The sequence below is a fragment of the Streptomyces sp. NBC_01481 genome, assembly GCF_026339995.1.
Classification (GTDB): domain Bacteria; phylum Actinomycetota; class Actinomycetes; order Streptomycetales; family Streptomycetaceae; genus Streptomyces.
This window is the reverse complement of the sequence record NZ_JAPEPT010000002.1, coordinates 235,001-260,140: the sequence shown is the minus strand read 5'-3', so window position 1 is coordinate 260,140 and position 25,140 is coordinate 235,001. Positions and strand designations below refer to the sequence as shown.

The following is a 25,140-nucleotide window of genomic DNA, read 5'->3' as shown; positions in this document are numbered from 1 at the left end:
TCTCAGTTCTCGCTCGTCGATGACGGTTCGGGGACGACTGCTTCGCCCTCGCCGACCGATCTGCTGAATTCGTTGCGCACCCAGTACTGCTGGACGAACTTCCCGCCCGCCCAGTGCCACGTGGTGACTTCCTCGCCCGACGGCTCGGCGGCCGGATCACCCTTGGCGTACACCTGCTTGGTCACCACCAGGTCGCCCCGGTCGATCGCGGAGTACACCGCGGGCTCCTCGGCCGCGAAGACATTCTCGTACCTCTCGCCGTTGTCGCGGTACACATACGTGCCCATGCCAACCGCGTCGCCGCACGTCAGGACGTTGACGACCACATCCGGCTTGGTCCCGCCGGTGAGGTTTCCATAGGACGTGTCCAGCGGGTAGGAGTCCCGGGCACACGGCTTGAGGTCGGCCTTGACCCGTTCGCTGACCTTGGGGTCACTCATGATCAGCTTTACCGGGTTCGCGCCCTCGGTCTTCTGCGCACCGCTCGTGGGGCTCGAGTTGGGCGAGGGGGTGGCCTTCGCGACCACGTCGGCATGAGCCGCGCCCTCGTCGTGGACCCCGGTGCCGCCCGAGGAGCAGGCGACGGTGAACACGCCTACGGCGGCGAGCCCGGCCATCGCCGCGCCGCTCGCCGCCAAGCCCTTGTTGCCGCCTCTGACTTTCAGGCCGCGCACCGCTCCTGCCCCCGTTCGTCGAGCTCACGGTCACGCCGCAGTTCGCCGCGCTCAAGGGCGCGGGCGTCCAGGTCCCGGCTCTCCAGCTCCTGGCGGAGCCGGGCGAGGGCCCGGTGCAGCGTGCTCTTCACCGTACCGGCCGACATGCCCAGCGCGGCAGCTGTCTCTTCGGTGCTCATCTGCTCCCAGTGTCGCAGCACGACGACGCTGCGCTGCTTGGGAGCCAGAACTTTCAGTACGTCCATCAACAGGGCGCGGTCCGCGCGCTGCTCGCTGCCGTCCTCGACGCTCGCGTCCGGCAGCTGCTCGGTCGGAACCTCTTCGAGCTTGCGGGCCCGCCACCACTCCGTACGCGTATTGATCATCACGCGGCGGAGGTAGGCGTCGGCCAGCGACTTGTCGGCGATGCCGTCCCAGCGGCCGTAGGTGCGGACCAGAGCGGTCTGCAACAGGTCCTGGGCGTCGATCGGGTCGGGTACGAGACGCCGGGCGCTTCGCAGCAGAGCCTCCTGCCGGTTGCGTACGTACTCTTCGAATTCGAGCACCTCGCCGTGCGCCATTTCAACCGCCTCCATCCCCGTGAATCCCCGTGACAAGCAACTGCCGTCCCCTTACGCCAGATGAAGCTACGGAGCTGTTGTCACGGGGCTGTGCGGTCCAGCCGTCGGAGGGCGCACGGCCATCCATCGGTTGTGTAACAGGAGAGGTTTCAGGCACGGTTCGGGTGGGAAACGGCACCCGGGCGTGTTGCGGACCGGGCCGCGGGCACGGCTATCCGGGGCGGCTCGGCGTCTGCTCTGTGTCTGCTCGGCGTCAGTTCTGGGGGAGGCGGTAGACGCCGTTCTCCAGCGGCTCCACAAGGCCGTCCGCGACCAGACCGTCCAGCGCCCGGGCCCGCTGCACCGGCTCGTGCCAGACCGCGTCCAGCGCCGACTGCGGCACCGGCACCACGGCCTCGCGCAGCACGGCAAGGAGCCTGCCGCGCACCTGGCGGTCCGTGCCCGCGTAGGTCTGGGCGCGGCGCGCGGGCCCCTGGTGCGCGGGCTTACCGGCCAGCCGCCAGGCGCACCGCGTGGCGATCGGGCAGCGCGCGCAGTCCTCGTTCTTCGCGGTGCACACCAGCGCACCCAGCTCCATGGAGGCCGCTGCCCAGCGGGCGGCGGTCTCCTCGTCGTCGGGCAGCAGTGCCCGTGCCAGCTTGCGCTCGGCCGCGGTCGTCGCGGTCGGCGGGTACTGGATGCCGCTCGCCGCGCGGGCGAAGACCCGGCGGACATTGGTGTCGAGGACGGCATGGCGCTGTCCGTACGCGAAGGAGGCCACCGCGGCCGCCGTGTACTCCCCGATGCCCGGCAGTGCGAGCAACTGGGCGTGGTCGCTCGGCACATCGCCGCCGTGCCGGTCCGTTATCGCCTGCGCGGCCCCGTGCAGGCGCAGCGCACGGCGCGGATAACCGAGCCGCCCCCAGGCGCGGACCGCCTCGCCGGGCGCATCGGCCGCGAGATCGGCAGGGCGCGGCCAGCGGGCCAGCCACTGTTCGTACACCGGCAGTACCCGGTTGACCGGGGTCTGCTGCAACATGAACTCGCTGACCATCACACCCCAGGCGCCGGCCTCGGGGCGGCGCCAGGGCAGATCGCGTGCGTGCTCGTCGAACCAGGCGATGACGGGGGCGTGGAGGCCCGCCGCATCGGCCGGGGCAGGGTCTGTGGTGGTTTCAGTCATCACTCCGATCCTGGCACGTCCCGGCGAGCCGATGCTGCATACGCTCCGTGAGGCCGTCGCCTTCTCTCGGTGACGGGTGTACGGACTGGTCGATGCCGCCCGGGATGATGATCGGCAGAACTTGCGAACTCCGGCGGCGGGTGGGGCCGGAGTTGGACCGGATCTCTCGTAGAGTTTGGGCCGTGGGATCTCTGCGCAATCCGATCGGGCCGCTCCCCTCCTCCATCTACTGGCGACGGAGGGCAGTCGCGGCTTCGTTGATCGCGCTGCTCGCGATGCTGATCGTATGGACCGTCAGTTCCGGCGGCGGTGGCAACGGAGGCACGGGCGACGGCGACAGTGCCAACGGCTCGACGCCCGCCCGCACCATCACCCCCGGACCCTCGCAGTCCGGCACCGCGATCAGTGAACAGCCGGGCGGGCGCGACGAGTCGGGCGAAACCGGCGGCAGCGACGGCACCGGTGACGGCGGCGGTACGGGCGACAGCGCGGGCGGCGACGGTGGCACCACCGCGGGCAAGAACGGCGACAACGTGGCGGGCGGCGCGGCCAATGGCGGCGCGGGCGGCCAGCAGGTCCCGGCCGGCTCCAGCCTGCCCGACTGCGCCCCGGGCGCACTGAAGTTGACCCTGCGCAGCGTCGAAGTCGCTTACGGGCCGGGGGAGAAGCCCGCGTTCCATCTGGTCGCCGCCAACTCCTCGGCGACGACGTGCAAGGCGGACTTCGGGCCCAAGGCCGCCGTGCTCACCGTCACCGACGACGAGGACGACGCGGTGTGGTCGTCGAAGGACTGCCCGCGGGCGGCGGGGAGTCTGCTGCTGAGGGTCCCGGCGGGGGCGAGCATCACGCACACCGTGGAGTGGGACCGCAAGCGGAGCGCACCTCAGTGCGCCACGCCGCCCGCGGGGGCGGTGGGTCCGGGCACGTATCTCGTGGAGGCGGCGTTCCCGGGGGTGACGGTGCTGCCGGCGTCGTTCCGCCTCGAAAAGGACTGAGTCGGAGCCTGGGCCGCGCGGTCGGGGTTTGTCGTCAATCGCCGGACGGGCCGGCAGATCCGGCCCGTCCGGCGATTGAGGACAGGGACCTCAGACGTACCGCTCGAGGATCGAGGACTCCGCCAGCCGCGACAGGCCCTCGCGCACGCTCCGTGCCCGTGCCTCGCCCACGCCGTCGACCGTCTGCAGATCGTCGACGCTCGCCGCCAGCAGCTTCTGCAGGCCGCCGAAGTGCTCGACGAGCCGCTCGATGATCGCGCCGGGCAGCCGGGGCACCTTCGCCAGCAGACGGTAACCGCGCGGCGAGACCGCGGAGTCGAGCGTCTCGGGCGAGCCGCTGTAGCCCAACGCCCTTGCCACTATGGGCAGTTCGAGCAGCTCGGTGTGCGTGAGGTCGTTCAGCTCGGCAAGCGCCTCGTCCACCGTGCGCGACCGCTTCGCCGTGGGCTCGGGCACGTAGTCGCGTACGACCAGCTCCCGCTCCGGCTCGACGCCCGCGATCAACTCGTCCAGCTGCAGCGAGAGAAGACGGCCGTCGGTGCCCAACTCCACCACGTACTCGGCGATCTCGGTCGCGATCCGGCGCACCATCTCCAGGCGCTGCGCCACCGCCGTCACGTCGCGGACCGTCACCAGGTCCTCGATCTCCAGCGCGGAGAGCGTGCCCGCGACCTCGTCGAGGCGGAGTTTGTAGCGCTCGAGGGTCGCGAGAGCCTGGTTCGCGCGGGAGAGGATCGCGGCCGACTCCTCAAGGACCCGCCGCTCCCCGTCCACGTAGAGCGCGATCAGGCGCATCGACTGGGAGACGGACACGACGGGGAAGCCGCACTGGCGCGAGACCCGGTCCGCCGTGCGGTGGCGGGTGCCGGTCTCCTCGGTGGGGATGGAGGCGTCCGGGACCAGCTGCACACCGGCCCGGTGGATCTTGCTGATGTCCTTGTCGAGGATGAGCGCGCCGTCGAGCTTGCACAGCTCGCGCAGCCGGGTCGCGGTGAACTCCACGTCCAGCACGAAGCCGCCGGTGCACATGGATTCGACCGTTTTGTCCATGCCGAGGACGATCAGGCCTCCGGTGTTGCCGCGGAGGATCCGCTCGAGGCCGTCGCGGAGGGCCTGCCCGGGCGCGACCGCGCTCAGTGCGGCGCGGATCAGTGCTTCGTTGCCGGAGCCCCCGCCGGACTTTCCGGGTGCACCTGCCCCGTCCTTGGCTGCCACTGCACTCCTCCGGCTCGTACGGATGGGCGAGACCAGGGCAAAGTCTACCGGCGCGTGTCGCCCGCCCGTGGGGCCTCGGTGCGCTCTTTCCCCGCGGCGGTCTACTGACCCCTTCCGGAAGCTCTCTCGGAGCGCCTTTCGGAACCGTTGTCGGGAGCCGTACGGCGACCGCGCGGGAGCACCCTGAGAGCGTCCCCCATGTCGGCGACTTCCGTGACCTTCATACCCGCAGGGATCTTGCCCGGATCGGTGGGGACAAGGGCATGTGTGAAGCCGAGCCGGTGCGCCTCGGCGAGCCTTCGCTGGACGCCCGTCACCCTTCTGACCTCGCCCGCGAGGCCCACCTCGCCGATCGCGACCAGATTCTTGGGCAGTGGGGTGTCGCTGGCCGCCGACGCCAGGGCGAGCGCGATCGCGAGGTCCGCCGCGGGCTCGGAGAGTTTCACGCCGCCAACCGTCGCGCTGTAGATGTCGCGTTTGCCCAGGGCGGTGATCCGGCCGCGCTGTTCCAGTACGGCCAGCATCATCGAGACCCGTGAGGTCTCCAGGCCCGAGGTGGTGCGCCGGGGCGAGGGGATCTGCGAGTCGACGGTCAGCGCCTGCACCTCGGCGACGAGAGGGCGGCGGCCTTCGAGGGTGACCGTCAGGCAGGTGCCGGGGACGGCCTCCGCGCGGCGGGTGAGGAAGAGGCCCGAGGGGTCGGCGAGGCCGGTGATGCCCTCGTCGTGCAGCTCGAAGCAGCCGACCTCGTCCGTCGCGCCGTAGCGGTTCTTGACGCCTCGTACGAGACGGAGGCGGGCGTGCCGGTCGCCCTCGAAGGACAGCACGACGTCCACCAGGTGCTCGAGGAGCCGCGGTCCGGCGATCGCGCCGTCCTTGGTGACATGGCCGACCAGGAGCGTGGACATGCCCCGCTCCTTGGAGGCGCGGATCAGTGCGCCCGCGACCTCGCGGACCTGGGCCATGCCGCCGGGTGCCCCGTCGATCTCGGGTGATGCGACGGTCTGTACGGAGTCGAGGACCAGCAGCGAGGGCTTGACCGCGTCCAAGTGGCCGAGGACGGCCGAGAGATCGGTCTCGGCGGCGAGATACAGGTGGTCGTGCAGCGCGTTGATCCGGTCGGCGCGCAGGCGGACCTGGCTCGCGGACTCCTCGCCGGTGACATACAGCGTGCGGTGTTCGTCGCTCGCGGCCTTGGCGGCGACGTCGAGGAGCAGCGTGGACTTGCCGACGCCCGGCTCGCCCGCCAGCAGCACGACGGCTCCCGGCACGAGGCCGCCGCCGAGGACGCGGTCCAGCTCGGCCACACCGGTGGAGCGGGCGGTCGCCTGCCGGCCGTCGACCTGGCCGATGGGGAGCGCGGCGGTGGAGACGCGCCCGGCGGCGGTCGTACGGACAGCGGGTGCGCCGTACTCCTCGACCGTGCCCCAGGCCTGGCATTCAGGGCAGCGGCCGAGCCACTTGGCGGTCGTCCAGCCGCAGTCGGTGCAGCGGTAGGACGGCCGGTCCTTCGCGGATTTCGTACGGACAGCCATGCAGGAACCGTATAGGGGACCACTGACAACGAGGTCTCCCGCGGCCTGTCATGGCCGCAGGGCGGACCGGTAGGGGTGGAATTAACGATTCCTGTCCCCCTTCGAGCGATGTGTTCACCCGTAAGGATTAAAAGTGTTCAAGGGGTACGAAGGGGATGTGTTTCAGCGCCTACGGTCACGGCGTGACGAGCAGCAGGCTGGAGCCACCGACCCACATCACCGGCGCACACCGGGGACACCGGCGTGCGCCCCGCCCCTGCGCACAACGGCCGCCCGCGCGTTATGAGCCGTACCTCGACGGCTTGTTCACCTACTGCCTCTCCGTGCTCTGCGACCACGACGCCGCGACCGCGCTGCTCGGCGACGTACTCGCCATCGCCGAGCGGCATGAGGGGCGTTGCCCTTCGGGCGAGGCCGAGCGGAAGGCATGGCTGTACGCGCTTGCGCGCTGGGCCTGTCTGCGCCGACTGGCCGAACAGCGGCGCCAGCGGCAGGGGGCGCACACCGGGCGGCCGACGCGGCCCGCCGTCCCGGACGAGGCCCCGCGGGTCTGCGAGGACGTCGCCGAGCGCCGCCGCGGCGAACTGGCGCTGCTGGCCTGGCCCGAGGCGGCCGGTACGACACCCGAACAGCGCGAGGCCCTCGAACTCGCCGTCCGGCACGGGCTCGGAGCCTCCGAAGTCGCCTCGGTCCTCGGCCTCGGCGCACTCGCGGCGCGCGAACTGCTCGCCGCGGCCGCGTGCGAGGTCGAGCGCACCCGGGCCGCGCTCGCCGTCGTCGAGACCGGCAACTGCCCGGCCGTCGCCCGGCTCACCGACGACCACCGCGTCCTGCTCTCCGCCGCGCTGCGCCAGGAACTCGTCCGGCACGTCGACGACTGCCCGCGCTGCCGCCGCGCCGCCGAGCGCGCCGGTGCGGGCGGGCCCTGGCCGGGGTCCTGTGTCACCCCGGCCGAGCTGCCCCTGGTCGAGGCGCCGCGGGCCGCCGCGTACAGCGCGATGCTGGACGTCCCGCGCGCCCGCGCGGGCGCGCCGCGCTTCGGCCCCCGCGGCTTTCCGCTCGACCCCAAGGACCACGCGGCCCGGCGTGACCGGCTGCGGGCACGCGCCGTGACGACCACGGTCGTGGCGACCGTCGTCGCGGCGCCGGTGCTCGCGCTGTGGGCGGCGTACCGGGGCGCGCCGCAGACGGGGGAGGGGCACAACGGGTCCTCGGTCACCGCGAGCGAGGCGGACGGTCCTGGCGGGCTCGACGGCGAGCCGTACGACTACTACGAGAACGCGGGCAACGCGCGCGCGGAACCGGATCCGAGGTTCACGGCGGGCATGCGCTCGCCCGACGTCTCGGTCGAGGTCATCAGCGCGGGTGCCTCGTTCCCACCGGCCCGCCCCGGCGTTCCGGGACCCGGCCGCATCACGGTCGAGGCGGAGCCCGCGGGCGACACGACCCGCATCACGCTCAGGGCGTCGGGCGGGGCTCCGGTGGCCTGGTCCCTGTGGACGGACGCGCCCTGGCTGTATGTGAGCCGCTCCTCCGGGACGCTGCGTCCGGGCGAGTCGGTCACGATCTACGTGAGCGTGGATCACGGGCGGGAGCCGGCGGGGCCGTGGAGTGCGCGGGTGGGGGTGGACCCGTCGGGAGCGGTCCTGGAGATCGACGGCTACGGCACGACCCCGACGCCGCCCTCTTCGGACCCGACGCCGACGCCCACGCCGACGCCCGCAGACCCGACGCCGACCCCGTCGGATCCGCCCCCGACGCCGACAGACCCGACACCGACCCCGACGCCGGCGTCTTCTGATCCGACCCCGCCCCCTTCGGACCCGTCGCCCACGGACCCCTCCTCGCCGGGGCAGGACCCGTCGGACCCGCCGCCGTCCCAGGCGGAGACGCAGCCGTCGCCGTCGGGCTGAGGGCGGGGTGGGGAAAAGGCCCCGCGCAGCGGCCACCTGCACCACCCGCGGCCCCCCGCCGCTCAGTCCCTCTTCGGGTCCGCCGGATGCGGCGCCACCAGGGGAAGCTGGGACGACAGCCGCGCCTCGCACAGCTCCGCCAGTACCTCGTACGCCGCCTTGCCCATCAGCTCCGTCAGCTCCGGCCGGTACGTCACGTACACCGGCTCCCCCGACCCGTGCGCCGACGTCGCCGACGTGCACCACCAGTGCAGGTCGTGGCCGCCCGGGCCCCAGCCCCGGCGGTCGTACTCGCCGATCGAGACCTGCAGCACCTTCGTGTCGTCGGGCCGCTCGATCCAGTCGTACGTCCGCCGCACCGGCAGCTGCCAGCACACGTCCGGCTTGGTCTCCAGCGGCTCCTTGCCCTCCCGCAGCGCCAGAATGTGCAGCGAGCAGCCCACCCCGCCCGCGAACCCGGGACGGTTCTGGAAGATGCAGGAGCCCTCCCAGCGCCGCGTCTGGCGTTCGCCGTCCTCGTCGAGCTGGACCCAGCCGGTTACCGCGCCCACGTCGTGGAACTGCCACAGCTCGGGGGTGAGCCGGGCGACATTCTCCGCGACCCGCTTCTCGTCGTCCTTGTCGGAGAAGTGCGCTCCCAGCGTGCAGCACCCGTCGTCCGCGCGGCCCGCCTGGATGCCCTGGCAGCCGCTGCCGAAGATGCAGCTCCAGCGCGAGGTCAGCCAGGTCAGATCGCAGCGGAAGACCTGTTCGTCGTCGGCGGGGTCCGGGAATTCGACCCACGCGCGGGCGAAGTCCAGGCCCTTCTCGTCCGGCACGGCGCCCGGTACAGCGTTCTGCACGCCGTCCCGGTCGCGCTTGCTCTGCTTCGGGGGCTTGGCTTTGCCCGGCTTCGCCTTTTTCGTCTTTGGCACAGGCCAAGAGTATGTCCGCGACCGCAGTAGCGTTCGGTCCATGAGACTCGGAGTCCTCGACGTCGGTTCGAACACAGTGCACCTGCTGGTGGTGGACGCGCACCCCGGCGCCCGCCCCCTGCCCGCCCACTCCTACAAGGCGGAGCTGCGGCTCGCCGAACTTCTCGACGACGACGGGGCGATCGGCCCCGCCGGAATCGACCGGCTGATCGAGACGATCGCCAGGGCGGTGCAGGCCGCCGAGGACCAGGGCTGCGAGCAGGTGCTGCCGTTCGCCACATCCGCGGTGCGCGAGGCCACCAACGCCGACGCGGTGCTCGCCCGGGCCAAGGCCGAGACCGGTGTGGATCTGCAGGTGCTGACCGGCGAGGAGGAGGCCCGCCTCACCTTCCTCGCGGCCCGCCGCTGGTTCGGCTGGTCCGCCGGAAGACTGCTGGTCCTGGACATCGGCGGCGGCTCGCTGGAGATCGCATACGGGATCGACGAGGAGCCGGACAAGGCCGTGTCGCTGCCGCTGGGTGCGGGCCGGCTGACGGCCGGGATGCTGCCGGGCGACCCGCCCGACCCCGAGCACGTGAGGGCGCTGCGCCGCCAGGCACGGACCGAAATCGCCCGTACGGTCGGAGAGTTCACCCGGCTGGGCAAGCCGGACCACGTCGTGGCGACGTCCAAGACCTTCCGGCAGCTGGCCCGTATCGCGGGCGCCGCGCGCTCCACCGAGGGGCTGTACGTGCAGCGTGAGCTCAGTCTCAAATCGCTGCGGGAGTGGGTGCCGAAACTCGCCACCATGACGGTCGAGCAGCGCAGCACGCTCCCCGGTGTCTCCGAGGGCCGCGCCCGCCAGCTGCTCGCAGGAGCCCTGGTCGCGGAGGGTGCTATGGAGCTGTTCGGCGTACCTGTCCTGGAGATCTGTCCCTGGGCGCTGCGCGAGGGCGTCATCCTGCGGCGTCTCGACCACCTCCCGGCTTCCTAGTGTTGGCCCGTACGCTGTCTCCCGTGGCAGAACCAGTGGTGCGCATCCCGGATGCGAAGGTTGTCCTGTCGACGGCTTCCGTCTATCCGGAGTCCACGGCGACGGCCTTCGAGATCGCCGCACGCCTCGGGTACGACGGCGTAGAGGTCATGGTCTGGACCGATCCGGTCAGCCAGGACATCGAGGCCCTGCGCCGCCTGTCCGACTACCACCAGGTCCCGATCCACGCCGTCCACGCGCCGTGTCTGCTGATCACCCAGCGGGTCTGGTCCACCGACCCCTGGGTGAAGCTCCAGCGGGCGCAGGCGGCGGCCGAGAAGCTGGGCGCGTCGACGGTCGTCGTGCACCCGCCGTTCCGCTGGCAGCGGCAGTACGCCCGTGACTTCGTCAGCGGGATCTGGCGCATGGCGCACGAGACGGACGTCCGCTTCGCTGTCGAGAACATGTACCCCTGGCGCTACCGGGACCGCGAGATGCTCGCGTACGCCCCCGACTGGGACGTCACCAAAGAGGACTACCGGCACTTCACGATCGACCTCTCACACACCGCGACCTCCCGCGCCGACACCATGGCCATGGTCGACCGGATGGGCGACCGGCTCGGTCATGTGCATCTCGCCGACGGCAAGGGATCGTCGAAGGACGAGCACCTGGTGCCCGGGCGCGGCAATCAGCCCTGCGCCGAGCTACTCGAACGGCTCGCCCGGTCCGGCTTCGACGGCCATGTCGTCATCGAGGTCAACACCAGGCGCGCGATGTCGGCAGCCGAACGCGAAGCCGACCTCGCCGAGGCGCTCGCCTTCACCCGGCTGCACCTCGCGTCGGCCGCCTCCTCGGGAGTGCGCGGCTCATGACCAATGCGGCGGCTCCGCGGCGGCGCGGCCGCCCGGCCCGTTCCAAGACCGACGAGGGGCCCGGCGCCCGGGACCGGATCCTTGAGGCGGCCCGTACGGAATTCGCCGAACGCGGCTACGACAAGACGACCGTCCGCGGCATCGCCAGGGCCGCGGGCGTCGACCCGGCCCTCGTGCACCACTACTTCGGTACCAAGGACGAGGTCTTCGCGGCCGCCATCGAGGTCTCCTTCGAGCCGGCCCTGGTCGTCCCGGCGATCCTGGGCCAGGGCAACGAGGGGATCGGCGAGCGGCTCGCCCGCTACTTCATCGGGGTGTGGGAGAACCCGGCGACCCGGGGCCCGCTGCTGGCCATCGTCCGCTCCGCGCTCACGCACGAGGCGGCGGCCACGGTGCTGCGCGGCTTTGTGCTGCGCCGGCTGCTGGAGCGGATCGCGGGGGAGCTCGACGTACCGGATCCGAAGTTCCGCGCGGAGCTCGCGGCCTCGCACATGATCGGCATCGCGATCCTGCGCTACGTGATCAAGGTGGAGCCGCTGGCCTCGGTGGATCCCGAGGAGATCGTGCAGATGGTGGCTCCCACGCTCCAGCGGTATCTGACCGAAGCGTGAGCGGTCGAAGAGTGACGGCCGAGGCGTGAGCGGTCGCAGCGTGAGCGACCGAAGCGTGAGCCGCGCGTCCCGTATAGCGGACAGAGTGTCCAGATCTTGGAGCCTCGGCGTACGCTCGATTGCAGTCCTATCTGTCTGAAGGATCTGCCTGAAGGATCCGTCCGAAGGAGCGAGCGACGATGCCCGAGCTGCGGTCCCGCACTGTCACCCACGGCCGGAACATGGCGGGCGCCCGCGCCCTTATGCGGGCCTCGGGCGTAGCGAGCTCGGACATCGGCAAGCCGATCATCGCGGTCGCCAACTCCTTCACGGAGTTCGTCCCCGGGCACACCCACCTCGCCCCGGTCGGCCGGATCGTCTCCGACGCGATCCTGGCCGCGGGCGCCGTGCCCCGTGAGTTCAACACGATCGCGGTCGACGACGGCATCGCCATGGGCCACGCGGGCATGCTCTACAGCCTGCCTTCCCGCGACCTGATCGCCGACTCCGTCGAGTACATGGTCGAGGCGCACTGCGCGGACGCGCTGATCTGCATCTCCAACTGCGACAAGATCACCCCGGGCATGCTGATGGCCGCCCTGCGCCTCAACATCCCGGTCGTCTTCGTCTCCGGCGGCCCCATGGAAGCCGGTCAGGCCACCCTCGTCGACGGTACGGTCCGCAAGCTCGACCTGATCAACGCCATCGTCGACGCGGTCAACGAGAACGTCTCGGACGAGGACGTGCTGCGTATCGAGGAGAACGCCTGCCCGACCTGCGGCTCCTGTTCCGGCATGTTCACCGCCAACTCCATGAACTGCCTGACCGAGGCCATCGGCCTCTCCCTGCCGGGCAACGGCTCCGTCCTCGCCACCCACACCGCCCGCAAGGCGCTGTACGAGAACGCCGCCCGCACGGTCGTCGAGATCACCAAGCGCTACTACGAGCAGGACGACGAGTCGGTCCTGCCGCGCAATATCGCCACCCGCGCGGCCTTCGACAACGCCATGGCCCTCGACATCGCCATGGGCGGCTCGACCAACACGATCCTGCACCTGCTCGCCGCCGCCCAGGAGGCCGGGCTCGACTACGACCTCAAGGACATCGACGCGGTCTCGCGCCGGGTGCCCTGCCTGGCCAAGGTCGCGCCGAACGTCGCCCCCGGCGGCACGTACTACATGGAGGACGTGCACCGCGCGGGCGGCATCCCCGCGATCCTCGGCGAGCTCTACCGGGCAGGACTGCTCGACGAGGACGTGCACACCGTCCACTCGCCCGGCATCAAGGAGTGGCTGGAGGAGTGGGATGTGCGCGGTGGCTCGCCGTCGGACGAGGCCGTCGAAATGTGGCACGCGGCGCCCGGCTGCGTCCGCTCGGCCACGGCGTTCTCGCAGTCGGAACGCTGGGAGACGCTGGACACCGACGCGGCGGGCGGCTGCATCCGCGACGCGGCGCACGCGTACTCCAAGGACGGCGGCCTCGCCGTCCTGAAGGGCAATCTCGCGGTCGACGGCTGTGTCGTGAAGACCGCCGGTGTCGACGAGTCGATCTGGACCTTCGAGGGCCCGGCCGTCGTCTGCGAGTCGCAGGACGAGGCCGTCGACAAGATCCTCCGCAAGGAGATCAAGGAGGGCGACGTCGTCGTCATCCGTTACGAGGGCCCCAGGGGCGGCCCCGGTATGCAGGAGATGCTCTACCCCACGTCCTTCCTGAAGGGCCGCGGCCTCGGCAAGGCCTGCGCGCTCGTGACGGACGGCCGCTTCTCCGGCGGCACGTCGGGCCTCTCGATCGGCCACGCCTCACCGGAGGCGGCGTCGGGCGGCGTCATCGCCCTGGTGGAGGACGGCGACCGCATCCGTATCGACATCCCGAACCGCTCGATCGAACTCCTCGTGTCGGAGGACGACTTGGCGGCCCGTCGTGAGGCGCTTGGTGGCGTCTACGCGCCGAAGAACCGCGAACGGAAGGTCTCGGCGGCGCTGCGGGCGTACGCGGCGATGGCGACGAGCGCGGACAAGGGAGCGGTCCGGGACGTGTCCCGGCTGGGCTGACCAACCGGGGGCTCCGCCCCCGGACCCCCGCGCCTCAAACTCCCCCAGACTTCGTCCGGGGGGACCCCCACGGGGCTGACATGTGCGGCTGGGCCGCACATGTCAGCCCGTCCGGCGTTTGAGGACATGTGGCCGGAGGTCGCATACGGGGGTCTGGGGGCTTGCCCCCAGTTCGGGATGGGGGTACCTCCCACGGCCGCCAGGCCGTAGGGGGAGGGCGGGTCGGGGAACAAGCCCGCCGCAGGCGCACCGCGCCCGCACCGCAACCCGCACCGCGCCCCTCACCACCCCGCCGCGCCCCGCCCGTCCAGCGCGAACACCGACCCGTCCGGCGCCATCCCGTACACCCTCCCGCCCCCCGCCACCGGCGCCGGCAGCGCCGACGCGAAGGTGTAACGCCCGTCGTCCATACGCGGTTTCGACTGACCGGTCAGCACGCCCCGCACCGCGTCCACCGCCAGCAGCCGCCCGTCCCCCGCCGTCACATACACCGCGCGCCCGTCCGCCGCCGGGCGCGAGAGATGCGTGACCTGGGTCTCAAGACGCCACAGCTGCGCGCTTTTCCTCCCGCTCGTGTCGAGAGCGATCAGCGACCCGCCCGACCCGCTCAGGTAGACGACGTCCCCCGCCCCCGCCACCGTCGCCTGCGCCTGGTCGAGCGGCGCGGACAGCACGATCCGGCGGACAGCACGCTTGCCGCCCGCGGTGTCGATGCGTACCACCGCGTCCGTGAAGCCGTCGGCGTTCGCGGCGAGCAGATACAGCGACCCGCCAACGAACCGCACGGGGCTCAGCGCCCCCTTGACCTGCTTCTCCCACAGCAGCTTTCCACTGCCCGGATCGACCGCGCTCACCAGCGTCGTCGTACCGTCCGGTGCGGGCGTCGCGCTCAGCGCGGGCCCGTCGCCGCCCGGGGACGAGACCCACTGGGTGCCGCGTCCGCCGCGCTGCCCGGTCCAGCGTTCCTTGCCTGTCGCGGCGTCGACCGCCCGCACCCGCCCGCTGTCGGTCACCAGCAGCACCACGTCGCCGCTGTACCGGACGGAGGAGTACGGGGAGATGTCGAGGTCCCAGCGCACCGTGCCGGATGCGGGGTCGAGTGCCTCAAGCCGGTTCCCGCCGGGCGCGACCACCTGAAGCAGACCTCCGGAGAGCACGGGCGTCATGCCCTCGTCGGTCTGGGCCGCACTGTCGGCGGCCTTCTGCGACCAGAGGATCGTGCCGTCGTCGGGGTCCAGCCGGGCTGCCTTGATCCCGGGCGCCGCGCAGTACAGCCCGCCGTCCGCGGTCGCGCAGACCGGTGTCCTGTTCTCGGCGTTCCCGCCGCGCAGCGGCACACTCCAGCCGTGGAAGCCCTGTTCGGCGCGCGGCGCGGAGGGAGGAGACCCGGGGCTCTCGCCGTTCACCACCGTCGCGGCGACCACGACCCCCGCCGTGACCAGCACCGCCACCGCCACCCCCGCGGCCGCCCACTTCACCTTCCGGCCCAGCCGCCGCCGTGGCCGGGCCCCGGCGGCGAGGCCCGGGGGCACGTTCTCGCGGGGGTCCGGCGTCCGCTGCACCGGTATGTAGGCCTGCGTGTCGTACGAGGACGAGGGTGACGAGCTGCGAAGCGCGACCATCAGCTCGTACGGCGTCGGCCGCTCGTCCGGGTCCTTCGCCAGACAGCGCCGGAACAGCGGCACGAGGTCCGCGGGCACCCCCGCCAAGTCCGGCTCGTTGTGCACCACTTGGTACGCCACGATGTACGGGCTGTCCGAGTCGAAGGGCCCGCGCCCGGTCGCCGCGTGCACCAGCACCGCGCCCATGGCGAACACATCGGCGGCCGGCCCGACCTCGCGCGGGCGCTGGAACTGCTCGGGCGCCATGAACGGCGGCGTACCGATCAGCTTGCCCGTCTCCGTACGCAGATCGCTGTCCGCGGGACGGGAGATGCCGAAGTCGATGACTTTGGGACCGTCGGGCGCGAGAAGTACGTTGCTCGGCTTGAGATCGCGGTGCACCACGCCGGCGCGATGGATGTCGCGCAGCGCCTCGGCCAGGCCCGCGCCCGCCTTGCGCAACTCCTGTGCGCCCAGCGGCCCGTTCCGCTTCACCCGCTCGGCGAGTGTCGGGCCCTCGATGAACAGCGTGGCCATCCAGGGCCGTTCGGCCTCCGGGTCGGCATCGACCACAGGCGCGGTGAACGCGCCGCTGACCTTCCGGGCGGCGGCGACCTCCTGCCGGAACCGGGCTCTGAACTCCGGGTCCGTCGCATGCTCGGCATGGATGACCTTGACGGCGAGGCGCAACCCCGAGGCAGAGGTGGCCAGATGGACGACCCCCATACCGCCGTTGCCGAGGCATGCCTCAAGCCGGTACTGCCCGGCATATTCCGGATGCTCCGCTTCCGGGAACTGACCGGTGCTGCGCAGCGGTGGCATTTCCCCACCCCCGTGATGTTCGTGCACACGCGCGACGCACGGAGCCTAGTCGATGATGCGTCCGATGCCGGTGTGGCTTGCTAGCCTGCGCGGCGTACGGGCGAACCGTACAGATCAAGCCACATGGGCCCAAGCCACATTGACGGGGGAGAGTTTCATGGCTGTCGAAGAAGTGCGGAGCGAGTCGGAGAGCTTCGCGGAGACCACGGTCAAGCGCTACCCGGTCGCGCCGGGCGTCGCGCTGAACGTCCGCAGCGGTCCCGGCACCAACTACCGGCTCATCAGGGTGCTGCCGGTCGGGTCGCGGGTGCCGATCAACTGCCAGAAGCCGGGGGAGTGGATCAGCGGCCCGTACGGCACGTCCAACCTGTGGGACAACATCGCGAACGGGGAGTTCGTCTCCGACGCGTATGTGAACACGGGCAGCGACGGCTATGTGACCATCCGCTGCTCGTGACGGTACGGGGATAATCGCCCCGTGAGCGAGCAGATCCAGAACACCACTGGCGGCGCCGGTGACGGCCCGCAGCCCGAGCCCATCCGTTTCTTCGGCACGACCTGGGTGGGTCACGACGGGGGCTACGGGCCGCGCCGTGCCGCCGTCGCCGCCGGTTCGCTCGTCGCAGCGCTCGCGGGCTGCCTCGTCCTGCGCTTCGCCTACCAGGGGCTGGCGGTCGCCGACATCGGCGGCTTCGTCAACATGCTGGTCGTCGTCATGTTCGCGGTCTGCAGTGCCGTCGCCTTCCGCAAGACCTGGGAGGGCTTCGCCCGCCGCCCCACCGGCTCCGTCGGCGAGGACTCGCTGCGCAGCCTCAAGGCGATCGGCTTCGTCGGCGTACTCCTCGCGTACTTCTTCCGCTCGCTGGGCGAGGCGCCGGGCGAGAAGCTGCACCGCGAGGAGTACGAGACGGCTCGCAGCCAGTACGAGAAGCGCCGCGGTGCCCGCGCGGGCAACCCGGCCGCGCGCAGGCCGAAGGGCGCCAAGTCCAAGCGTAAATAGCCGTGTCGCGGTGAGGATGGAGCGCATGACGAATAGGGATCACGCGCAGCGCGGGCTCTCCTTCGACGCTGCGGCAGCTCAGTACGACGCGGCCCGCCCCGGCTACCCGCCCGCCCTCTTCGACGCCGTCGAGGATCTGACCGGCCGTCCCCTCAAGGGTTCCCGGGTCATCGACGTCGGCGCGGGTACGGGCATCGCGACCCGGCTGATGCGGGAGCGCGGCGCCCGCGTCACCGCGGTGGAGCCGGGCCCCGGCATGGCGGCCCAACTGCGCAGCGCCCTGCCGGACATACCGCTCGTGCTGGGTCTCGGCGACGCGCTGCCGCTGGCCGACGGCTGCGCCGACCTCGTCGCGTACGCCCAGTCCTGGCACTGGACCGACCCGCAACGTGCCTTCCCGGAGGCGCTGAGGGTGCTGCGGCCGGGCGGTGCGCTGGCACTGTGGTGGAACGTCTCGGACAGCGACGTCCCGTGGATAGCCGCGCAGGACGAACGGCTCCGCGGCGAGTTGAAGGACGGCGCCCATGGAGCCGTCGGCCCGGCGCGGCGCCTGCCGGACGGGCTGGAGCGCACGGAGCGGCGGGTCCACTGGACCCGGCGGGTCTCCCTCGACACCCATCTCGACAACCTCGGCAGCCACTCCCTTTTCCTGGTGCTGGGTGCGCAGGCCACCGCCTCCTTCCTCGCCCGGGAGCGCGTCGAACTGCTGAAGGTCTTCCCGGACGGCGTCGTCGAGGAGGCGTACGCGGTCGAGCTCAGTGTCACTGTCCGCGCGTCGGGATCGTCCACCCGGTAAATCCCGCGCGCGTATGCCGACTCCCCCACGCCCGCCTCACCGCCGGCCCCGCGACACCCGCCCCACCACCCCCACCACACCGACCACCAGCGCCCCCCGCCACAGCCCCTCCCACAGGCTGCCGAAGAACCCCTGTGACGTCAGCACCTGCCGCACCACCACGTCCGCCGCCACCATCAGCGCCCCCGGCACCGCCGCGACCCGCCACGGGTGGGCCGCCGCCCAGCGGCGTATCCGGCGGTCGGTATCGGCCGCCCCGGCGGCCGACGGGCCACCGCCCAGCACCGCCCCCGCCCCGCCGACCATGAAGAACAGCATCAGCGCGACCGACAACGCCCCGGCCAGCATCCCCAGTCCGATTCCGTCGTCGATCGCGCCGAACGCGAGGGCAACCCCGCCGCCCAGCCCGCCGACCGCCGCCGCCGCGCGCCACGGCCCGAGCGTCGCCGACGCGATGGCGAGACGCCGCCGCTCGGCCTTCGAGATCTCACTGTTGTGGCTCATATGTCCACGGTCCGCCCCCTTTCCCCGGGAGCGCCATGGGGGATGCCCCTGACGCACCCCCCATCTCTTGACGCGGTCCAGCCTCGGGCGCATTATTCATCGCATGATGAATTCTTCTGGCTTGGCCGTTCTGGCCCGCGGCCTCACCGTCGTACGAGGAGACCGCACCGTCCTGCGCGGCATCGACTTCACCGTCCCGCCCGGCCGTATCACCGGCCTCCTCGGCCCGTCCGGCTGCGGAAAATCGACCCTGATGCGAGCCGTCGTCGGCACGCAGGCCAAGGTCACCGGCACCCTCGAGATCCTTGGCAAGCCCGCCGGCGACGCCTCCCTCCGCTCCCGGATCGGCTATGTCACCCAGGACCCCTCCGTCTACGACGACCTGACGGTCCGCCAGAACCTCGACTACTTCGCCGCCGTACTGGAACCCGGCCGCCGCCGTCGCGACGCCCGCCGCGAACACGTCGCCCGCGCCATCGCCGACGTCGATCTCACCTCGCACGCCGACTCCCTCGCAGGCAGGCTCTCCGGCGGCCAGCGCACCCGCGTCTCCCTCGCCGTCGCCCTGCTCGGCGCACCCGAACTGCTCGTCCTCGACGAACCCACCGTCGGCCTCGACCCCGTCCTGCGCCGCGACCTGTGGAACCTCTTCCACCGCCTCGCCGAAGAGCGCGGCGCGGCGATCCTCGTCTCCTCGCACGTCATGGACGAGGCCGAGCGCTGCCACCGCCTGCTGCTCATGCGCGAAGGCGAGATCCTCGCCGAGGACAGCCCCGACGACCTGCGCCTGCGCACCCGCTCGGAGACCGTGGAGGCCGCCTTCCTCCACCTGGTCGACGAAGCCAACGCCCGCCGGGCCGACGACCGCGCCCCCCGGATGCCGAAGACCCAGGCCATTGAGGAGAACGCCCGATGAGCACCTCACGCACCCTCGCCACCGCCGCCCGGGTCCTGCGCCAGCTGCGCCACGACCCGCGCTCCATCGCGCTGATGGTCTTCGTTCCGTGTCTGATGCTCTTCCTGCTGCGGTACGTCTTCGACGGCAGCGAGCGGACCTTCGACTCCATCGGCGCCTCGCTGCTCGGCATCTTCCCGCTGATCACGATGTTCCTGGTGGCCTCCATCGCCACCCTGCGCGAACGCACCTCCGGCACCCTGGAACGCCTCCTCGCCATGCCGCTGGGCAAGGGCGATCTGATCGGCGGCTACGCCCTGGCCTTCGGACTCGTCGCCGTCGTCCAGTCCCTCCTCGCCACCGGCCTCGCGCTGTGGGCACTGGGCCTGGACGTCATCGGCTCGCCCTGGCTGCTGCTCCTCGTCGCACTCCTCGACGCCCTGCTCGGCACGGCACTCGGCCTCTTCGTCTCTGCCTTCGCCGCCTCCGAGTTCCAGGCGGTCCAGTTCATGCCGGCCGTGATCTTCCCGCAGCTGCTGCTCTGCGGTCTGTTCATCGAGCGGGAGAAGATGCAGCCCGTCCTGGAGGGGATCTCGAACGTCCTGCCCATGTCGTACGCCGTCGACGCGATGAACCAGGTCCTGCGCCACCCGGACGCCACGGGCGACTTCACCCGCGACGTCCTGATCGTCGCGGCCTGCGCGATCCTCGTCCTGACCCTGGGCGCGGCGACCCTGCGCCGCCGCACGGCCTAGCTAGGGCCTGTCGTTCGGATCTTGCCGGGTTCGCGTGCCCCGGCACGCACTCCCCCGTAGCCCTTCGGGCACGGGAGGTGCCCCCATGCCGCGTTGCGTCAGTCGCCGACGCTCCGCGTCGGCTCTCCCCCTGCCTTCGGCGGGGGGACCCCCGTCCTCCGGCCTGCGATCGCACGCACCACAGTGACATCAGCCGCTCCGCGGCGGGCCGCTCACTGATCCGGCCTGATCCAAACGACAGGCCCTAGTTCGGGACGATCACGTCCCCGACGTCGAGCTGGTCGTAGACCCACTTCGCGTCGGCAGAGCCCACTGCGATCACGTTCGAGGAAGACCTCGTGTTCTTGGACGCCTGCGCGATGTAGACGGGAGAACCGCCCGTCCTGGTCAGTTTCACCACCCACTGGGCGCCGTACACGTACTTGCCCGCCGGGAACAGGTCGTCGGGCAACGCGTCCTTGGGGTACTTGTCGGCGACGGTGAGCCGGATCAGGGCAGTGCCTTCCTTCATCCAGACGTCGATCGAGCGCGACCGGCCATCGCGCCCGGTGACGGTCAGCACCTTGTTCTGGGTGTCCAGGCTGGCCGCCGACAGGGGCGGCGGTTTCGGCAACGAAGGGCTCGGCGTCGACGCGGCAGGCGGCTGGGAGGCCTCGCCCGCACCCATCACCTGTGGAACCCCGAGCGCGACGCCTGCCACCAGCGCAACGGCCACAGCCGCCGTCCCCACCGCCCGCCGACGCCTGCCCCGCGCCTCACCGCGACGCCGGATCTGCCCGCCCGACAGCGACGGCGGCGCCTGTGCATCCGCGGCCAGCACCCGCAACGCGGAGCCGAGCTCGTCCCGCTCCTGCTCAGACATGGCTTCCCTCCCTCTCGTCGGCGGACTCCCCGGGAGACAACAACTTCGCGAGCGCGGCCCGCCCACGAGACAGTCGCGCCTTGACCGTACCGGCGGGGGACCCCGTCTCCGCGACGATCTGCTCGATGCTCAGGTCGCAGAGGTGGTGGAGCACCACCGCCTGCCGCTGCGCTTCCGGCAGCTGCCGCAACGCCTCCACCAGCACCGTGTGCTCCGGCCCAGGACCCGGCGTACGGTCCGCCGGCGGATGGTGCCGCACCAGCTCAACCCACCGCCTCGCCCGCCGCCAGCGGCTCACCGCGAGCCGCATCGCGACCGTACGGATCCACGCCTCCGGAGCCGCCTCGGCCAGGAAGGAGACACGACGGTCCCAGGCTCGTACGAACGCCTCCTGGACCACGTCCTGAGCCTCGCCGTGATCCCCCGTCAACGCATACAACTGCCCCACCAGGCGGGGGAAAGAGGCCGCGTAGAAGGTGTCGAATTCCTCCTCGGTCACGAGCGGTAGGACAGCCGACGCGCCCCCGCGGTTCCCTCGGAACTTTCCGCGCCACGCCTGCAACCTCCCCCTCTCCCCACGCGTACAGAAGCCGAACGCACAGCTGACCATCAGCTGACCCAGGGGGAGGAACCATGCGAGGACACATCGGCGCCGCCGTACTCGGCCTGATCTGCGCACTGTCGCTCACCGGCTGCTCGCGAGCGAGCGTCGCACCGGATGCCGCGGCGGCATCGGCGCGACCGGCCGACAACAGTTCAACCACGTCCCCCGGAGCATCCCGGCTCACGGCCACCCCGCCGACGGCCGCCACCCTCGCCCACCTGTCCGACGCCTCCGTCAACGTCACCGATGGCGAGCGGGGCGGCGTCGGCATGCCGGTCTCGGTCACCTTCAAGCGCCCGATACCCGAGCCGGAGCGCGCCGACGTGGAGCGTCGGCTGAAGGTCACCGCCACCCCCGCAGTCACCGGCTCCTGGGCCTGGATCAAGGACCGCAACCTCCACGACGGCCAGCGCGTCGACTTCCGCCCCGAGACCTACTGGAAGCCGGGCACCAAGATCGGCCTCACGGCCCCGGCCCTCGCCCGCTCCTTCACCATCGCCCGTTCGCTCGTCGCGACGGTCGACGTCCGCAGCCACAAGATGACCGTGGCCCAGGACGGCGAGGCCACCCGGACCGTCCCGATCACCGCGGGCGCTCCCGGCTACGACACGTGGAACGGCACGATGGTCGTCTCGGACAAGCAGCGCCGCGTCTATATGGACTCCCGCACCGTCGACATCGCCGACTCCTACCAGGGCTGGTACGGCTACGCCGTCCACCTCACGACCTCCGGCACCTACCTCCACGAGAACGACCGGGCCAACACCTTCGCGGGCCGCAGCAACATCACCCACGGCTGCATCGGCCTCGCATCAGACGGCACCGCCCGCCGCTTCTACGAGCAGATCATCCCGGGCGACGTCATCCGCGTGACCAACTCCAAGGACACCCTCGCCGCGGGCAACGGCTACGGCGACTGGAACCTCTCCTGGTCCGCATGGCGCTCCCGCAGCGCCCTGTGATCCCGCCCCTCGGACGTCACGGCACCGTCACGCCCCCGGTGCGAGGATGGCCGCACGTATCCCCACCGGCGAGGTGAACAGAGCCATGACCCAGACAGTCGCAGTTCTCGGTACGGGCAAGATCGGCGAGGCGCTCCTCAGCGGCATGATCCGCGCCGGCTGGCGCCCCGCCGACCTGTTGGCCACCACCCGCCGGGCCGACCGGGCCGACGAGCTCCGTACCCGCTACGGCGTCGAGCCCGTCACCAACGCCGAGGCCGCCAAACGAGCCGACACCCTGATCCTGACCGTCAAGCCCCAGGACATGGGCAAGCTCCTCGACGAACTCAGCCCGCACATCGCCGCGGACCGTCTCGTCATCAGCGCCGCGGCCGGTATCCCCACCTCCTTCATCGAGGAGCGCCTGACCGCGGGCACCCCCGTCGTCCGCGTCATGCCCAACACCCCCGTACTCGTCGACGAGGGCATGTCCGTCATCTCGGCCGGCAGCCATGCCACCGCCGACCACCTCGCCCACGCCGAGGAGATCTTCGGCGGCGTCGGCAAGACCCTCCGCGTCCCCGAGTCCCAGCAGGACGCGGCCACCGCCCTGTCCGGCTCGGGTCCGGCGTACTTCTACTTCCTCGTCGAAGCCATGACCGACGCCGGCATCCTCCTCGGCCTCCCGCGCGCCCAGGCGCACGACCTGATCGTCCAGGCCGCCATCGGCGCCGCCGTCATGCTCCGCGACAGCGGCGAACATCCCGTCAAGCTCCGCGAAGCCGTCACTTCTCCCGCCGGCACCACCATCAGCGCGATCCGTGAACTCGAGAACCACGGTGTACGGGCCGCCCTCATCGCGGCCCTCGAAGCGGCCCGCGACCGCAGCCGCGAGCTCGCCTCCGGCAACGGCTGAGAGTCGGCCCACCGCCGTGGTGCCGCGGCGGTGGGGGCGAACCGCCCCCCCGCTACCCCGCTAAGCGGGCAGCAGCCCGATCGCCCGATAGGCCGCGTCCACCCTCGGCCTGGCCATCACCCTGGCCCGCTCTGCTCCCTTCCTCAGTACGTCGTCGACATGTCCCGGATCCGCCGCCAGCGCGGCATGCCGCTCCCTGACCGGGCGGAGCAGCTCCACCACCGCCTCGGCCGTGTCCTTCTTCAAGGCGCCGTACGACTCATATGAACCGGCCAGCTCGATGGGGTCCCCACCCTCACAGGCCGCCAGCACCTCGAGCAGATTCGCGACGCCGGGCCTGGCCGCTCGGTCGTACTCGACCTCGCGTCCGCTGTCCGTCACCGCACGCATGATCTTCTTGCGGACGACGTCGGCCTCGTCGAGCAGATAGACGATCCCCGCCCCGGCCTCGTGCGACTTCCCCATCTTCGACGTCGGGTCCTGCAGATCCATGACCCGCGCGGCCACGGGCGGATGCGTCGCCTTCGGCACGGTGAACGTGTGCCCGTACCGCTGGTTGAACCGCACCGCCAGATCCCGGGTCAGCTCCACATGCTGGGTCTGGTCGTCCCCCACAGGGACCTCATCGGTCCCATAGGCCAGGATGTCCGCCGCCATCAGCACCGGATACGTCAGCAGCGACAGCCGCACACTCTGCCCGGCCGCCTGCGCCTGCGCGGCCTTCTCCCTGTACTGGATCATGCGCCGCAGCTCGCCGTCCATTGCCGTGCACTCCAGCAGATACGACAGCCGTGCGTGCTCGTCCACATGACTCTGTACGAATACGGTGCACAGCTCCGGATCCAACCCGGCCGCCAGCATCAGCGTGGCAGCCTGCCGACTGAGTCTGCGCACCCGCGCGGGATCGTGCTCCACGGTCAGCGCATGCAGATCGACCACGCTGAACAGCGCGTCCGCCTGGTGCTGATCGACGTCGACCCACCGGCGCAGCGCCCCGAGGTAGTTGCCCAGCGTCAGATGCCCCGTGGGCTTGATCCCGCTGAAGATCCGCGTCATCACGCTCTCCGTCTCTGTCGGAGCCGCCGCCACCAGCGGCCGGACTCCCGGAGGGAGAAACACGAACGGCCGCCGAAGCGGCGGCCGTTGAGTACATGCGCAGGTGCCGGCCGCCGTCAGGCGGCCCACCACTGAAGGAGGCACGTACGCATAGTCATGCGAACGAGAGTACGCTGGCAGGCACCAGGTTGACAGCGGATTCCCACATCCGTACTGTTCTCCGAGTTGTCCGGCGTGAGAGCCGACTTCGGCCGGTCCCGGGACAACTATTCCGCAAGATCCACTACAGCAAGCGACTCTCCGTCGCCCGGCTTTCCGTGCGCTTTTGCGAAATGAGGAATCGGCGTTCGAACGGACGCAACCCCGATTAGCGTCGGGGGCAAGGATTCCGCTAAAGTCTCACTCGTCGGAACGGCTGAACGGCCGGAATGACAACCCGAGTTCGACCGGGAATCAGGCCCGAAAGGATCTGATAGAGTCGGAATCGCCGGAAAGCCGAAAGGCCGGAAAGCGAGCCCCGCCGACGGGGAATCGGACACGAAAGCGTCTGATAGAGTCGGAAACGCAAGACCGAAGGGAAGCGCCCGGAGGAAAGCCCGCGAGGGTGAGTACGAAGGAAGCGTCCGTTCCTTGAGAACTCAACAGCGTGCCAAAAGTCAACGCCAGATTGACAACCCCGGCCCATTTCGGTGGGTTGAGGTTCCTTTGAAAGTCCTGTCGGCCCATGTGGCGGGCAGGCAAATAACACAGCGAGGACGCTGTGGATGACTGGTCTTATTCCGACCGGTTGTCCCGCTCTTGTGGTGTTCGACCCGATTACGGGTAAACATTCATGGAGAGTTTGATCCTGGCTCAGGACGAACGCTGGCGGCGTGCTTAACACATGCAAGTCGAACGATGAAGCCCTTCGGGGTGGATTAGTGGCGAACGGGTGAGTAACACGTGGGCAATC

General features: G+C 70.9%; 24 protein-coding genes and 1 rRNA gene (1 of these 25 running past the window's edge). 14 read left to right on the top strand and 11 right to left on the bottom strand.

Features of this window, described 5'->3' with window-relative positions; genetic code table 11:
* Nucleotides 1–2: 2 nt before the first annotated feature.
* The 3 genes from OOK40_RS11630 to OOK40_RS11620 form a co-directional block, all read right to left on the bottom strand.
* A complete protein-coding gene (locus OOK40_RS11630) occupies nucleotides 3–674 on the bottom strand; it encodes a hypothetical protein (protein ID WP_266479627.1) in 672 nt (223 codons plus the stop codon).
* Nucleotides 662–1,234 carry a SigE family RNA polymerase sigma factor gene (locus tag OOK40_RS11625; protein WP_266481599.1) on the bottom strand — a complete coding sequence of 191 codons (573 nt, stop codon included), beginning with the start codon at nucleotides 1,232–1,234 and terminating at the stop codon, nucleotides 662–664. The genes OOK40_RS11630 and OOK40_RS11625 overlap by 13 nt, the downstream gene beginning before the upstream one ends.
* 253 nt (nucleotides 1,235–1,487) lie before the next feature.
* Complete coding sequence (locus OOK40_RS11620) at nucleotides 1,488–2,396, bottom strand: A/G-specific adenine glycosylase (RefSeq protein ID WP_266479625.1); 909 nt, start codon at nucleotides 2,394–2,396, stop codon at nucleotides 1,488–1,490.
* Nucleotides 2,397–2,578: 182 nt separating this feature from the next.
* Between OOK40_RS11620 and OOK40_RS11615 the strand changes: the two genes are divergently transcribed.
* Nucleotides 2,579–3,391 carry a hypothetical protein gene (locus OOK40_RS11615; protein WP_266479623.1) on the top strand — a complete coding sequence of 271 codons (813 nt, stop codon included), beginning with the start codon at nucleotides 2,579–2,581 and terminating at the stop codon, nucleotides 3,389–3,391.
* Nucleotides 3,392–3,481: 90 nt separating this feature from the next.
* On the opposite strand, the gene disA is transcribed toward OOK40_RS11615, so the two are convergent.
* Both disA and radA read right to left on the bottom strand, forming a co-directional pair.
* Nucleotides 3,482–4,606, bottom strand: a complete 1,125-nt coding sequence (disA, locus tag OOK40_RS11610; protein WP_266479620.1) for a DNA integrity scanning diadenylate cyclase DisA — start codon at nucleotides 4,604–4,606, stop codon at nucleotides 3,482–3,484.
* A 101-nt stretch (nucleotides 4,607–4,707) separates the two neighbouring features.
* Nucleotides 4,708–6,141, bottom strand: a complete 1,434-nt coding sequence (radA, locus tag OOK40_RS11605; protein WP_266479618.1) for a DNA repair protein RadA — start codon at nucleotides 6,139–6,141, stop codon at nucleotides 4,708–4,710.
* Nucleotides 6,142–6,296: 155 nt separating this feature from the next.
* Here radA and OOK40_RS11600 point away from each other — a divergent pair, with 155 nt between their 5' ends.
* Entirely contained in the window at nucleotides 6,297–8,054 is a 1,758-nt protein-coding gene (locus OOK40_RS11600; RefSeq protein ID WP_266479615.1) for a hypothetical protein, read from the top strand.
* Between the two features lie 62 nt (nucleotides 8,055–8,116).
* On the opposite strand, the gene OOK40_RS11595 is transcribed toward OOK40_RS11600, so the two are convergent.
* Nucleotides 8,117–8,968, bottom strand: coding sequence for a hypothetical protein (locus OOK40_RS11595; RefSeq protein ID WP_266479612.1), 852 nt, complete (start codon nucleotides 8,966–8,968; stop codon nucleotides 8,117–8,119).
* 40 nt (nucleotides 8,969–9,008) lie between these two features.
* Here OOK40_RS11595 and OOK40_RS11590 point away from each other — a divergent pair, with 40 nt between their 5' ends.
* The 4 genes from OOK40_RS11590 to ilvD all read left to right on the top strand — a co-directional run bounded on the left by OOK40_RS11590 (nucleotide 9,009) and on the right by ilvD (nucleotide 13,436).
* Nucleotides 9,009–9,941 (top strand): Ppx/GppA phosphatase family protein, encoded by a 933-nt coding sequence (locus tag OOK40_RS11590; RefSeq protein ID WP_266479610.1) that lies wholly within the window; start codon nucleotides 9,009–9,011, stop codon nucleotides 9,939–9,941.
* Nucleotides 9,942–9,964: 23 nt separating this feature from the next.
* Nucleotides 9,965–10,795: a sugar phosphate isomerase/epimerase gene (locus OOK40_RS11585; RefSeq protein ID WP_266479607.1), complete on the top strand. Its 831-nt coding sequence runs from the start codon at nucleotides 9,965–9,967 to the stop codon at nucleotides 10,793–10,795.
* Complete coding sequence (locus OOK40_RS11580; RefSeq protein ID WP_266479604.1) at nucleotides 10,792–11,406, top strand: TetR family transcriptional regulator; 615 nt, start codon at nucleotides 10,792–10,794, stop codon at nucleotides 11,404–11,406. The genes OOK40_RS11585 and OOK40_RS11580 overlap by 4 nt, the downstream gene beginning before the upstream one ends.
* Nucleotides 11,407–11,585: 179 nt before the next feature.
* Complete coding sequence (gene ilvD / locus OOK40_RS11575) at nucleotides 11,586–13,436, top strand: dihydroxy-acid dehydratase (RefSeq protein WP_266479601.1); 1,851 nt, start codon at nucleotides 11,586–11,588, stop codon at nucleotides 13,434–13,436.
* A 281-nt stretch (nucleotides 13,437–13,717) separates the two neighbouring features.
* Here the strand turns inward: ilvD and OOK40_RS11570 are convergent, their stop codons facing one another.
* Nucleotides 13,718–15,859, bottom strand: a complete 2,142-nt coding sequence (locus tag OOK40_RS11570) for a PQQ-binding-like beta-propeller repeat protein (RefSeq protein ID WP_266479598.1) — start codon at nucleotides 15,857–15,859, stop codon at nucleotides 13,718–13,720.
* A gap of 157 nt (nucleotides 15,860–16,016) precedes the next feature.
* Here OOK40_RS11570 and OOK40_RS11565 point away from each other — a divergent pair, with 157 nt between their 5' ends.
* Genes OOK40_RS11565 through OOK40_RS11555 form a run of 3 tightly spaced genes read left to right on the top strand, consistent with a single transcriptional unit; the run spans nucleotide 16,017 to nucleotide 17,655 of the window.
* The gene (locus OOK40_RS11565; protein ID WP_266479595.1) at nucleotides 16,017–16,316 is read left to right on the top strand and encodes a peptidase; all 300 of its coding nucleotides are present in this window, start codon (nucleotides 16,017–16,019) and stop codon (nucleotides 16,314–16,316) included.
* Between the two features lie 21 nt (nucleotides 16,317–16,337).
* A complete protein-coding gene (locus OOK40_RS11560) occupies nucleotides 16,338–16,859 on the top strand; it encodes a hypothetical protein (protein ID WP_266479589.1) in 522 nt (173 codons plus the stop codon).
* 25 nt (nucleotides 16,860–16,884) lie between these two features.
* Nucleotides 16,885–17,655, top strand: coding sequence for a class I SAM-dependent methyltransferase (locus OOK40_RS11555; RefSeq protein WP_266479586.1), 771 nt, complete (start codon nucleotides 16,885–16,887; stop codon nucleotides 17,653–17,655).
* A 36-nt stretch (nucleotides 17,656–17,691) separates the two neighbouring features.
* Here the strand turns inward: OOK40_RS11555 and OOK40_RS11550 are convergent, their stop codons facing one another.
* Nucleotides 17,692–18,159 (bottom strand): hypothetical protein, encoded by a 468-nt coding sequence (locus tag OOK40_RS11550; protein ID WP_266479584.1) that lies wholly within the window; start codon nucleotides 18,157–18,159, stop codon nucleotides 17,692–17,694.
* Between the two features lie 103 nt (nucleotides 18,160–18,262).
* Between OOK40_RS11550 and OOK40_RS11545 the strand changes: the two genes are divergently transcribed.
* A complete protein-coding gene (locus OOK40_RS11545; RefSeq protein WP_266479582.1) occupies nucleotides 18,263–19,075 on the top strand; it encodes an ABC transporter ATP-binding protein in 813 nt (270 codons plus the stop codon).
* Nucleotides 19,072–19,809: an ABC transporter permease gene (locus OOK40_RS11540; RefSeq protein WP_266479579.1), complete on the top strand. Its 738-nt coding sequence runs from the start codon at nucleotides 19,072–19,074 to the stop codon at nucleotides 19,807–19,809. The genes OOK40_RS11545 and OOK40_RS11540 overlap by 4 nt, the downstream gene beginning before the upstream one ends.
* A gap of 244 nt (nucleotides 19,810–20,053) precedes the next feature.
* Here OOK40_RS11540 and OOK40_RS11535 read toward each other — a convergent pair whose 3' ends face one another.
* Complete coding sequence (locus OOK40_RS11535) at nucleotides 20,054–20,671, bottom strand: hypothetical protein (RefSeq protein ID WP_266479577.1); 618 nt, start codon at nucleotides 20,669–20,671, stop codon at nucleotides 20,054–20,056.
* Complete coding sequence (locus tag OOK40_RS11530) at nucleotides 20,664–21,170, bottom strand: SigE family RNA polymerase sigma factor (protein WP_266479575.1); 507 nt, start codon at nucleotides 21,168–21,170, stop codon at nucleotides 20,664–20,666. The genes OOK40_RS11535 and OOK40_RS11530 overlap by 8 nt, the downstream gene beginning before the upstream one ends.
* 134 nt (nucleotides 21,171–21,304) lie before the next feature.
* Between OOK40_RS11530 and OOK40_RS11525 the strand changes: the two genes are divergently transcribed.
* Together OOK40_RS11525 and proC are read left to right on the top strand one after the other, a co-directional pair.
* Nucleotides 21,305–22,237 (top strand): L,D-transpeptidase, encoded by a 933-nt coding sequence (locus OOK40_RS11525; RefSeq protein ID WP_266479573.1) that lies wholly within the window; start codon nucleotides 21,305–21,307, stop codon nucleotides 22,235–22,237.
* A gap of 85 nt (nucleotides 22,238–22,322) precedes the next feature.
* Nucleotides 22,323–23,132: a pyrroline-5-carboxylate reductase gene (gene proC, locus OOK40_RS11520; protein WP_266479570.1), complete on the top strand. Its 810-nt coding sequence runs from the start codon at nucleotides 22,323–22,325 to the stop codon at nucleotides 23,130–23,132.
* A 60-nt stretch (nucleotides 23,133–23,192) separates the two neighbouring features.
* Here the strand turns inward: proC and trpS are convergent, their stop codons facing one another.
* Nucleotides 23,193–24,188: a tryptophan--tRNA ligase gene (gene trpS / locus OOK40_RS11515; RefSeq protein ID WP_266479568.1), complete on the bottom strand. Its 996-nt coding sequence runs from the start codon at nucleotides 24,186–24,188 to the stop codon at nucleotides 23,193–23,195.
* Nucleotides 24,189–25,017: 829 nt separating this feature from the next.
* Here trpS and OOK40_RS11510 point away from each other — a divergent pair.
* Nucleotides 25,018–25,140, top strand: a 16S ribosomal RNA gene (locus tag OOK40_RS11510); it runs 1,403 nt beyond the window's last position.

Coding starts and splice junctions, on each gene's coding strand:
- OOK40_RS11600 (WP_266479615.1), top strand. CDS start 6,297: ATGTGTTTCAGCGCCTACGGTCACGGCGTGACGAGCAGCAGGCTGGAG.
- OOK40_RS11565 (WP_266479595.1), top strand. CDS start 16,017: ATGGCTGTCGAAGAAGTGCGGAGCGAGTCGGAGAGCTTCGCGGAGACC.
- OOK40_RS11625 (WP_266481599.1), bottom strand. CDS start 1,234: ATGGCGCACGGCGAGGTGCTCGAATTCGAAGAGTACGTACGCAACCGG.
- OOK40_RS11580 (WP_266479604.1), top strand. CDS start 10,792: ATGACCAATGCGGCGGCTCCGCGGCGGCGCGGCCGCCCGGCCCGTTCC.
- proC (WP_266479570.1), top strand. CDS start 22,323: ATGACCCAGACAGTCGCAGTTCTCGGTACGGGCAAGATCGGCGAGGCG.
- OOK40_RS11525 (WP_266479573.1), top strand. CDS start 21,305: ATGCGAGGACACATCGGCGCCGCCGTACTCGGCCTGATCTGCGCACTG.
- OOK40_RS11555 (WP_266479586.1), top strand. CDS start 16,885: ATGACGAATAGGGATCACGCGCAGCGCGGGCTCTCCTTCGACGCTGCG.
- trpS (WP_266479568.1), bottom strand. CDS start 24,188: ATGACGCGGATCTTCAGCGGGATCAAGCCCACGGGGCATCTGACGCTG.
- OOK40_RS11545 (WP_266479582.1), top strand. CDS start 18,263: ATGATGAATTCTTCTGGCTTGGCCGTTCTGGCCCGCGGCCTCACCGTC.
- radA (WP_266479618.1), bottom strand. CDS start 6,141: ATGGCTGTCCGTACGAAATCCGCGAAGGACCGGCCGTCCTACCGCTGC.
- OOK40_RS11550 (WP_266479584.1), bottom strand. CDS start 18,159: ATGAGCCACAACAGTGAGATCTCGAAGGCCGAGCGGCGGCGTCTCGCC.
- OOK40_RS11570 (WP_266479598.1), bottom strand. CDS start 15,859: ATGCCACCGCTGCGCAGCACCGGTCAGTTCCCGGAAGCGGAGCATCCG.
- OOK40_RS11620 (WP_266479625.1), bottom strand. CDS start 2,396: ATGACTGAAACCACCACAGACCCTGCCCCGGCCGATGCGGCGGGCCTC.
- OOK40_RS11540 (WP_266479579.1), top strand. CDS start 19,072: ATGAGCACCTCACGCACCCTCGCCACCGCCGCCCGGGTCCTGCGCCAG.
- ilvD (WP_266479601.1), top strand. CDS start 11,586: ATGCCCGAGCTGCGGTCCCGCACTGTCACCCACGGCCGGAACATGGCG.
- OOK40_RS11535 (WP_266479577.1), bottom strand. CDS start 20,671: ATGTCTGAGCAGGAGCGGGACGAGCTCGGCTCCGCGTTGCGGGTGCTG.
- OOK40_RS11590 (WP_266479610.1), top strand. CDS start 9,009: ATGAGACTCGGAGTCCTCGACGTCGGTTCGAACACAGTGCACCTGCTG.